Annotated in this window: 9 protein-coding genes; 3 read left to right on the top strand and 6 right to left on the bottom strand. The window is 74.3% G+C overall.

The genetic code is table 11. From position 1 onward, the window contains the following. The first annotated feature begins 205 nt into the window (after positions 1-205). Positions 206-667 carry a hypothetical protein gene (locus ACFU7Z_RS29640; protein WP_380780834.1) on the top strand — a complete coding sequence of 154 codons (462 nt, stop codon included), beginning with the start codon at positions 206-208 and terminating at the stop codon, positions 665-667. A 79-nt stretch (positions 668-746) separates the two neighbouring features. On the opposite strand, the gene ACFU7Z_RS29635 is transcribed toward ACFU7Z_RS29640, so the two are convergent. Continuing rightward, the gene (locus ACFU7Z_RS29635; RefSeq protein WP_049658674.1) at positions 747-2,027 is read right to left on the bottom strand and encodes a GNAT family N-acetyltransferase; all 1,281 of its coding nucleotides are present in this window, start codon (positions 2,025-2,027) and stop codon (positions 747-749) included. A 40-nt stretch (positions 2,028-2,067) separates the two neighbouring features. Next, the gene (locus ACFU7Z_RS29630) at positions 2,068-2,589 is read right to left on the bottom strand and encodes a GNAT family N-acetyltransferase (protein WP_380780832.1); all 522 of its coding nucleotides are present in this window, start codon (positions 2,587-2,589) and stop codon (positions 2,068-2,070) included. Between the two features lie 124 nt (positions 2,590-2,713). Here ACFU7Z_RS29630 and ACFU7Z_RS29625 point away from each other — a divergent pair, with 124 nt between their 5' ends. Beyond that, on the top strand, positions 2,714-3,037 hold the full coding sequence (locus tag ACFU7Z_RS29625; protein WP_049658680.1) for a hypothetical protein: 324 nt from the start codon (positions 2,714-2,716) through the stop codon (positions 3,035-3,037). Positions 3,038-3,159: 122 nt separating this feature from the next. Then, positions 3,160-3,588: a type II toxin-antitoxin system VapC family toxin gene (locus tag ACFU7Z_RS29620; RefSeq protein WP_380780829.1), complete on the top strand. Its 429-nt coding sequence runs from the start codon at positions 3,160-3,162 to the stop codon at positions 3,586-3,588. Here the strand turns inward: ACFU7Z_RS29620 and ACFU7Z_RS29615 are convergent. The 4 genes from ACFU7Z_RS29615 to ACFU7Z_RS29600 form a co-directional block, all read right to left on the bottom strand. After that, positions 3,573-4,865 (bottom strand): C40 family peptidase, encoded by a 1,293-nt coding sequence (locus tag ACFU7Z_RS29615; protein WP_380780827.1) that lies wholly within the window; start codon positions 4,863-4,865, stop codon positions 3,573-3,575. The genes ACFU7Z_RS29620 and ACFU7Z_RS29615 overlap by 16 nt on opposite strands. A 284-nt stretch (positions 4,866-5,149) precedes the next feature. Next, a complete protein-coding gene (locus ACFU7Z_RS29610; RefSeq protein ID WP_181970613.1) occupies positions 5,150-6,223 on the bottom strand; it encodes a hypothetical protein in 1,074 nt (357 codons plus the stop codon). An 89-nt stretch (positions 6,224-6,312) separates the two neighbouring features. After that, entirely contained in the window at positions 6,313-8,139 is a 1,827-nt protein-coding gene (locus ACFU7Z_RS29605) for a threonine/serine exporter family protein (RefSeq protein ID WP_380780825.1), read from the bottom strand. 119 nt (positions 8,140-8,258) lie between these two features. Then, positions 8,259-8,912, bottom strand: a complete 654-nt coding sequence (locus ACFU7Z_RS29600; protein WP_049659017.1) for a DedA family protein — start codon at positions 8,910-8,912, stop codon at positions 8,259-8,261. Positions 8,913-9,093 lie beyond the last annotated feature (181 nt).

Here is a 9,093-nt window from a genome sequence, read left to right as displayed (position 1 = left end):
CACCGGGAGTGCCCGGCCGGATGCGTTTCGGGAGCCCACCATCCACGCCCTGACTCGTCGTCAACCACCATGCCCCAGCCGGATCAAGGCGGCAGGATTTTCGATTTGGCCGAAGATCATTCACCCGTTCGAGGGATGGAAGCGCCCACCGCGGCGATCTAGCGTGAACATGCAATCCGACAGGAAGACAAGGAGATCAGTTCACATGCGTTCCCTGACCTCGACTCTCAAGTCCCGTATGGCTCCCGTGGTGTTGCTCGCCGCCTGCACGACGGCCCTGGCCGCGCCCCACGCGGCGGCGGCCCCGAACTCGGTGGCACCGGGCTCCACCGCCGTCGACCTCTGGGTGAAGAACTACCAGGGCCTGGGCACGGTCAAGGGCACGCTGTCCTGGGACGGCGAGGGCGGATACTCCTTCGTGGGAACCGCCGACGCGACCTGCGACGTGGCCAGCAGGGTCACCGCGTGGCTCGAGTACGGAGGCGCCGGCGAGAGCTGGAAGCAGTCCGCCGAGGCGGACTGCAAGAAGTCGCCGCGCGTCGCCGACGTGAAGGTCTCCGGGACCCTGAACAAGGGCGAGAAGCTGGAGCTGCGCGTCAGCTCGTGGCGCGAGTGGGCGATCGACGCCTACCGGGCGAGCGCCAAGCAGGTCTACACCATCTCCTGAGCCCCGAGCGGCTGTTTCGGCTGTCGTCACGCCGGAGGCCGGCCCGCGAACGGGTCGGCCCTCCGGCGTGCGCACGGGATCAGAACTCGGTCGGCGTCCAGGCCCGCAGCGGGGTGCGCAGCAGCAGGTCGGCGGCGGCGGCCGCGCCCGGGCGCAGTTCGGTGAGCAGGGCGGCCGCGGCCAGCCTCGACGCCGTCTCCGCGCCCAGGTAGAGCGAGCCCAACTCCGAGGCGCCGAGCGCGAGGTCGGCGTCGTCCGTGGTCCGGACGCAGCGGCCGGTGCCGTCCTCGGCCGTCTCCAGCGCCCAACGGCCGGAGGCGTAGCCGAGCCTGTCGTCGACCTCCAGCACCACCCGGCCGGGGGCGCCGTAGCTCCGGGCGCCGAACGCGGCCTCGACGTCCAGCACCCGCAGCCACACGAGGTCCCCGTTGTCCTCGTGCGGGGTGGCCGCGCGCGGGTCCTGGAGCAGCAGCGGCAGCGGGTCGTCCGGGGCGAGCTTGGGCACCTCGACCCGGGACACCCAGTCGACCGACAGCACCAGGCGCCACAGCTCGACGGCGGTGGGCAGGTCGAGGGCGATGAACTCGCTCACGGTGAGCTTGCAGTCGGGGTAGGCGCCGTCCCACTTGTTGGCGATCCGGTAGAGCACCAGGCCGGTGACCTCCCCGGCGGCGTCCCGGTGGACGGCGGCGAAGGGCTCCTTGAACTCGTCGCCCGGCGCCCGCACCTCGCCGGAGGTGCGCTCCCACCAGAGCGTGTCGCGCTCGATCGCCCCCGGCTGGGTGCGCCGCCAGCGCTCGTGCAGGTCTGCTCCCAGCTCGCGCAGCTCCGCCATGGTCACGAAGTCGGTCCGGCCGCCGGGGACGCCCGGCAGGCCCTCGCGCAGACCGCGGGTGCGGCGCAGCTCGATGTTCCAGCCGGCGCCCTGGGTGGCCGGGCCGAAGCCGAAGCGGCCGTAGATGTTGTACTCGGCGGCGGCCAGGATCGCGACCGCGCTGCCGCGCTCGGCGGCGGCCGCGAGGTCCCGCCGCATCATCGCGCTGAGCAGGCCGCGGCGGCGGTGGGTGGCGGTGACCGCGACGTTGGTGATGGCGTCGGCCGGCACGACGGCCCCGCCCGGGACGGTCAGTTCGGTGTCGAAGCTGCGGAAGGTGGCGATCTGGCGCTCGCCGTCGAAGCCGGCCAGCATCCGGCCGGGCTCCCAGTAACGGCGGCGCAGGTCCTCCGCGACGGCCACCTCGGGGCGCAGGAAGCCGAAGTTGAGCGCCCGGTTCCACTCCGCGACCTCGTCCACCGAGACGGCCCGGACCTGGAGCCCGCTCACGGTGTCGACGGCCGCGTGATCGTTGCTGTTGCCCATGGGGCCACCGTACGGCGGCCTTTCGGGGGCGGCATCCGATTTATTCCGTGCGCGACCCGGTGTGCTCGCCCGGCACCACCACCCAGTGGTTGGTCCGCAGGACGCGGTCCGCGAAGTCCAGGTCCCGCTCGCCGAGCAGCCGGAAGCCGAGCGCCCGGCAGATCCCGTTGGACGGCCCGTTGGACGTCCCCGGGTTGGCGTGCACCTCGCCCCAGCGGCCGTCCTCGGCGGCGGCGTCCAGCACCAGGCGGACGGCCGCCTTGGCGAGGCCGCGGCCCTGGTACTCGGGCAGCACCATCCAGCCGATCTCGGAGACCGGCACGCCGTCCTCCTCGTCCGACCAGAGCGTGACGACGCCCGCGGCCTCGTCGCCCCCGGCGCCGTCCGGCACGATCATCCTGATCCAGGCGCCGTCCGCGGCCACCTCGGCCAGGTCCTTGCGCAGCCGCGCCTCCACCTTCTCCCGGGGCAGCGGCCCGCCCAGCTCTGCCATCATCACCGGGTCGCACCGCATCCGGACGTACGCCTCGACGTCCCCCGCCCGAACATCCCGCAGCCGCATGACGCCTCCTCAGTGCCGGTCCGGCGGCCACGCTAGCGCGACCCGCCGACAGTGGCGTCCCGGCGGCCCGACCTGGCATCCTCGTGCCGGTTCAGGCACAAACGATCCGTTTTCGGGGGGAACCATGGAGGACCAGTACGTCCGCCGGCTGAAGGACTACGAGAGCTGGTCGCTGGCGGTGAAGCTGGTCGGCGGGCTGACCGTGGCCGGCTGGCTCTGGGCGCTGTGGCTGGTCTTCCTCCCGGCCGCGGGGATCTGCGGCACACCGGCCTTCTACGAGCCGACCGGCTTCCACATGGCGGAGGCCTGCGACTCCGAGATGATCGGGCGGATCGGCGGCGCGCTCGCCGTGTTCCTCGTGTCGCTCCCGTTCGCCGCCGCCTGGGGCTGGACCGTCGTGCGGCTGCGCGACAGCCGCCAGGCCCTGGCCGACCTGGCCGACCGGTAGCCCGCCGGAGCAGCGGCCTTCGTGACGGCCTTCACGGCGGTCCTCGTGGCGTCCACCATCGGCGGCGCTCGCCGGAGTTGACTGGTCGGCGATCCCCGCGCCCCGAGGAGGCCGCCACCGCCATGGCCACGTACGTGATCACTCCGGAGGTGGCCCTCCACCTGGTCCGGGACGGGGCCGCGGCCCCCGCCGGGCACCAGCTGCCGGCCCCGACCCTGCTGCGCTCACAGCTGCTGTCGCTCCTCTACGGGGCCGTCCGGCGCGGCGAGTTGGCCGAGCGGGACGCCGAACGCGCGCTCGACGCGGTGCGGGCGCTGCGGATCCGGCTGCTCGGCGACCGCGTCCTGCAGGCCACCGCCTGGCGGATCGCCGAGCGGCTCGGCCTGCCGGACACCCCGGACGCCGAGTACCTCGCGCTGACCCGGCTCCAGGCGGACGCCCTGGTCACCCTCGACCCCGGCCTCGCGGCCGCCGCCGAGGGGGTGGTGCCGACCGCCCCCGTCGAGGCGCTGACCGGCGCCCACCGGCCCGGGGGTCAGGGGCGGGCGTAGAAGTTCGGGGTGCCCATGATCCAGAGGCTGGCCTGCTTGACCGGCATGCCGGCCCGCGGGGCCTCGATCATCTGGTCGTCGCCGATGTAGAGCCCGACGTGGTAGATGTCGGCGGCGCGGCCGGTGTCGGTCCAGAAGACCAGGTCGCCCGGGCGCAGCTGGCGGTAGCCGATCGGGGTGCTCTGGGCGTACTGGTCGGCGGCGAAGTGGTTGAGCTGCCGGCCGCCCTCGCGCCAGGCCATCATCGTCAGCCCGGAGCAGTCGTAGCCGCCCGGGCCCTCGCCGCCCCAGACGTAGGGCAGGCCGATCTTGGACTTGGCGAAGGCGATGGCGGCGGCCGCGCCCTCGGCGGACCACGGACGGGCGGGGGGCGGGGCCTGGGCCCTGGCAGAAGCGGCTGCCGCCTCTGCCGCCGCCGCGGCCTCGGCTTCCCGGGCGGCCTGTTCGGCGGCGGCACGGGCGGCGGCCTCGGCCTCGCGGGCGGCGATCGCCTCCAGGGCCTCGCGGCGCCGGCGTTCCAGCTCGACGGTGGTGTTCCGGGCGGCGGCCAGTTCGACGAGCAGCTGCTCGCGGCGCTGCCCGGCGGCGGCCACCTCGCTCTGCTGGGCGGCCAGCCGCTGTTCGGCCCGGGCCTTGGCCGCGCCGACCTCGGCGGCGGCCTTCCCGGCGGCCCCGGTGGCGGCCCGGGCCTCGGCGGAGGCGCGGCGGGCGGCGGCGGCCGTGGAGGTGGCGGCGTCCAGGATCTGCCGGGTGCGCTCGCTGACCTGGCCGACCGCGGCGGCGCGCTCGCCCGCCTCGCGCGGGCCGTGGGCGCCGAGCAGGGCGTTGAGGGCGGACAGTTCGGCGCCCGCGCCCTGCCGGTAGGTCTCGGCCGCGAGCCGGGCCGCGTCCTCGGCGGCGGCCACCCGCTCGGTCTCGGCGGCCGCGGCGCGCTGTGCGGCGGCGGCCTCCTCGGCGCGGGCCCGGGCGAGGGCCAGCTGGGCGCCGTTGTAGGCCTCGACGGCCTGTTCGGCGGTGCGCCCGGCCCGGTCCAGCTCGGCCCGGGCGGCGGTGAGGGCGGCCTCCAGGGCGGCGGCCGAGGAGGCCTTGTGCTCGGCCTCGGCCCGGGCCCGGTCGATCTCCTCGGTGGTCGGGTACGGCTCCTCGTCCGCGGGCCGGCCGACCGCCGGTACACCCGTGACGGGTTCGCCGAGCGCGGGGGCGGCCTGGGCGGCGGGGAGCAGTCCGAGCAGTGCGGTGAGGGACAACAGGAGGGTCGGCAGGAGCCTGCGAGCCACGCGACATCATCCCTTCTGACGGGTCCGGAGGGGACGGCATCGGACGGTGCGCGGCATCGGGGCGGGCGGGCGGCGACCCGGGGGCCCGGTGGTGGCGGGGAGTCCGATGAATCATCCCATCACGTGACAGAACGGTCACATGACGCTCATGTTCTCAATTCCGGCGGCCTTCACACCTGGAAACGTGCCCCGCCAATCGAGTGACGATCAGATGATCTGACCAAACCTCGGCTCCGACCGCGCGCGCCCGAGGCGGACGAAGGAGGGCCGACCGGGCGGACGGACTACCGGCCGATCCGCCGGGTGTGCGTCCGCAGCCTGGGGTGCCGCGCGGGCCGGCTCTCCAGCCCGGTCGGACCGACGGCGAAGGCCCGGCTGCGCCCCGCCCGGACGGTACGGCGACGCTGCTGCGCCAGGCGGGAGCGGTCCGGACCGGGCCCGACCGCCGGGTCCGCCGCTCCCGGGGCCCGCCCCGCCGTTCCGGCGGCGGCCGCCGAGCGGCGGTCGGCCAGGCGGGCCTGACGGCGGGCCAGCGCCCGGGCGGCGTGCGCGTCGAGGTGGGCGCTGGCCCGGGCGGCCATCCGCTCGGCCACCCGGTGCGCGGCCGGGTGGTTGGCGGGCACCTTGTCGGGAGCCCCGGCGATCAGGTCGAAGAGCCAGGTGCGGGCCCGGTCCGCGCGCCGGTGCAGCAGGCGCTCACGCCGCAGCGCACGCGCCCGGCGCCGGGGGCGCGTGGCGTACCGCCAGCGGGCCCAGGGGCTGCTCGGGCGGGCCAGCCGGATCGCCCCGATCCAGGACAGGCCGGGGACCATGATCCCGAGCAGGCCGGTCCACACCTTGCCCTTGAGCAGGGTGACCACCGAGGCCAGCGAGTTCACCGAGATGATCGTGATCAGCCCCCACCTGGTCTCCTCGCCGGGCACCACGCCGAGCGGCACGTACCCGACCAGCAGCAGGGAGGTGAACAGGATGCCGAAGATCACCGCGTCCACCGACTTGCGGCCCTGTTCGCTCCAGTACACGTCGTCCAGGTGCAGGATCAGCGCGAACTCGTCCAGCACCAGGCCGCAGCCGATGCCGAAGGCCAGCCCGAACCAGTCGATCCACGGGTGCCCGCCGTAGGTGGCGAACACCCCGATGCCGCCGAGCAGCAGGAAGCCCAGGCCGAACACCATGTGGTGGATGTGCAGGCCGCCCGGGGTCACGTTGCCCGGCCACCAGCGCACCTGGGCGCGGATCATCCGGACGCTGAACCGGATGAAGACGAAGGAGGTGATGAATCCGACCAGCAGCAGGAACAGCGGTTGCTTGTGCGCGGCGACGATGTGCTCGCGGTAGCCGTCCAGCAGTGTCGTCATGGGTCTTACCTTCGTTCCTGGTCCTGCGTCCTGCCTGCCGTGACGTGGCCCGGGGCCCACGTCTCCCCCAACACCGGGTCGCCGTCCGGTCAGAAGCCCCGGGTGCGCTTGGCCGCCCGGCGGGGCATGACCGGGTAGAGCGACGGGCGCTCGGCGCCGACCGGCAGCTTCAGGAACAGCCGGGCGATCTCCCCGCCGAGGTTCACCCCGACCGCCAGCGCCATCGCGATCGCCGCCGCCCGGAAGACCGACACCAGACCGGCGCTGGAGTGCCCCTGGGCGAAGGCGAGCATCCCGAGGTAGAGCGCCGAACCGGGCATCAGCGGGCCGATCGCGGCGGTCACGTACGGCAGCGCCGAACCGTTGCGGTAGCGCGCCATCAGCTGTCCGAACAGGCCGACGAGGCCGGCCGCCACACCGGTCGCCGCGATCGGGTTGACGCCCGCGTTGTACACCAGCGCACCGTAGCTGGCCCAGCCGATGCCGCTGTTGACGGTGACCAGGGCCAGCGTCCGGCGGTCGGTCTGGAGCAGCGTCGCGAAGGCCAGGGTCAGCAGCATCGCGGCGACCATCTGGACCGGCGGGTAGTTGACGCCCACCAGGCTCTCGTCCGGGCGCAGGTTCGCCTCGAAGCCGACCCCCAGGTAGAGGATCACCATCACCCCGATCACGATGCCCGCGACCAGGTAGACCACTTCCAGCAGACGGGCCGCGGCGGTGATGTAGAAGCCGGTCAGGCCGTCCTGCACGGCGGCGACCAGGGCGCGCCCGGGCAGCAGGGCGAACAGGCCACCGGTGATCACGACCGAGCCGCGCAGGCCCCAGTCGTTGAGCGACAGGATGATGCCGGAGGCCGCGGCCGGCATCGCGGCCGCCACGAACTGGTAGAACTCCGGCAGCCGGCGCTTGGCCAGGGCGGAGGCCAGCCGGTCGCCGAGGACGGCCGCGACGAAGGCGCTCGCGAAGACCAGCCAGGCCTTGTCGTCGATCTTCCCGCCGACCAGGAAGGTCGCCGCGCCGGCCAGCAGGCCGGTGGTCAGGGCGAGGAACCAAGCCGGGTACGGGTGCCGGTTGCGGCGCATCGCCGCGAGCCGGCGGTAGGCGTCGTTGACCGTCACCTGCTCCGCGGTGATGTCCGCGACCAGCGCGTACACCGCGTCGAGCCGGGTGTAGTCGGAGGTGCGGCGGCGCACCACGCGGTCGGCGGTGACCGGCGGCTCGACCAGCGAGGGCTGGTACGAGATGCCGATCAGGGTGAAGGTGACCTGCGGCTCGCAGCGGTCCAGCCGGTAGGCGTGCGCGATGCCGAGCATCGCCGCCTCGACGTCCTCGGCGGCCTCGCCGCTGGCCAGCAGCAGCTCGCCGATGCGCAGCGTCAGGTCGAGGATGCGCGGGACGTTGCGGGTGACGGCCGCGGAGGGGTGCATCTCGCGGGCGGTGCGCTCGAACGCGGGGCGCTCGGACATCGGGGTGCGCAGCAGGGTGCGCATCCGGTCCGGCCAGGGCGCCTCGCCGGGGGCGCCGGCGGTCAGGTCCGGGACCGGGATGCCGGTGGGCGGGGTGTAGCCGGCCGCCCGCCACTCCTCGGGGGTGAGGGTGTCCTCGGCGACCGAGCGGCGGCGGACCGGGCGCTCGTCCTCGACCTGCCCGGCCTCGACCCGCGCGGCCACGGACGCGGGCACCGGCTCGGACACCCGCTCGGGCTCCGGGGCCAGCAGGCCCCTGGTCTCCGGGACGGGCGGCACGAGCGGCACGACGGTGGTGGGCTCGACCACCGGGGCGGGGTGGCCGAGCAGGCCCTCGGTGGGCGGGGCGTCGGCGGGGTGCACCGGCTTCGGGGGCGCCTGCCGCGGCTGTCGGGCCGCCCGGCCTCCCCTCGCCCGCTTGCCCGCACCCGGTCGGCCCCGCTTAGGCACTTCCACTCCTTGCCGCCCCTGGCGGCCGCCGGCCACCGCTCGATCTCGGGTTACACCTTGCCTGATCGAACAGCCCGACGCACATGTACGCGGCGTCCCGTGGCCGGAGCGGCGGACGCCTACCCGGCGCGGTGCCGGTCGGCGGCGGCCGCACCGGAGCGGCGTGCCCGCAGCAGCTCGACCGCCACCGGGATCACCGAGACCAGCACGATGCCGACCAGGATGGCCTCGATGTTGTCCCGGACGAACGGGATCTGCCCCAGGAAGTAGCCGAGCACGGTGACCCCGCCGCCCCACAGCACGCCGCCGACCAGGTTGAACACCACGAAGCCGCGGTAGTTCATCCTGCTCACCCCGGCCACGATCGGGGTGAAGGTGCGCACGATCGGCACGAAGCGGGCCAGCACGATCGCCTTGGGCCCGTGCCGGTCGAAGAAGGCGGCGGCCTTCTCCACGTTCTCCTGCTTGAAGACCCGGGAGTCGGGGCGGCGGAACAGGCTCGGGCCGACCTTGCGGCCGAAGAGGTAGCCGACCTGGTCCCCGGCCACCGCGGCGACCACGATCAGCGCGCAGACCAGCCAGAGCGGCTGGTGCAGGTAGGTGCCGCCGGCCACCAGCAGGCCGGTGGTGAACAGCAGCGAGTCACCCGGCAGGAAGAAGCCGATCAGCAGGCCGGACTCGGCGAAGACGATGGCCAGGATGCCGATCAGGCCGAAGGTGGAGATCAGGGTGGTCGGATCGAGCCAGGACGGGCCGAGGGCGAGGCTGGTCACGGTGCGGGCACTCCGAAGGTCGGGTCTTGGCAATGGAATGGTAAAGCATTGACAAAGACTCGGGGCGGCACCGGATGGTTCCCGTCGGACGGACGGACGCGGCGCGGGCAGGAAGCGGGCAGGGAGCGGGCCGCGCGGTGAGAGCCCGGGAACGCGTACGGCCCCGGCGGGGGCCCGGGAG

Origin of the sequence: Kitasatospora sp. NPDC057518, assembly GCF_042802075.1 — a bacterium.
Taxonomy (GTDB): domain Bacteria; phylum Actinomycetota; class Actinomycetes; order Streptomycetales; family Streptomycetaceae; genus Kitasatospora.
Note: the sequence above shows the minus strand (reverse complement) of the source record. Positions and strands in the feature narration are given on the sequence as shown.

Excerpts from the sequence above, each read along its gene's own strand:
- ACFU7Z_RS29640 (WP_380780834.1), top strand. The coding sequence starts at position 206 with ATGCGTTCCCTGACCTCGACTCTCAAGTCCCGTATGGCTCCCGTGGTG.
- ACFU7Z_RS29635 (WP_049658674.1), bottom strand. The coding sequence starts at position 2,027 with ATGGGCAACAGCAACGATCACGCGGCCGTCGACACCGTGAGCGGGCTC.
- ACFU7Z_RS29630 (WP_380780832.1), bottom strand. The coding sequence starts at position 2,589 with ATGCGGCTGCGGGATGTTCGGGCGGGGGACGTCGAGGCGTACGTCCGG.
- ACFU7Z_RS29625 (WP_049658680.1), top strand. The coding sequence starts at position 2,714 with ATGGAGGACCAGTACGTCCGCCGGCTGAAGGACTACGAGAGCTGGTCG.
- ACFU7Z_RS29620 (WP_380780829.1), top strand. The coding sequence starts at position 3,160 with ATGGCCACGTACGTGATCACTCCGGAGGTGGCCCTCCACCTGGTCCGG.
- ACFU7Z_RS29610 (WP_181970613.1), bottom strand. The coding sequence starts at position 6,223 with ATGACGACACTGCTGGACGGCTACCGCGAGCACATCGTCGCCGCGCAC.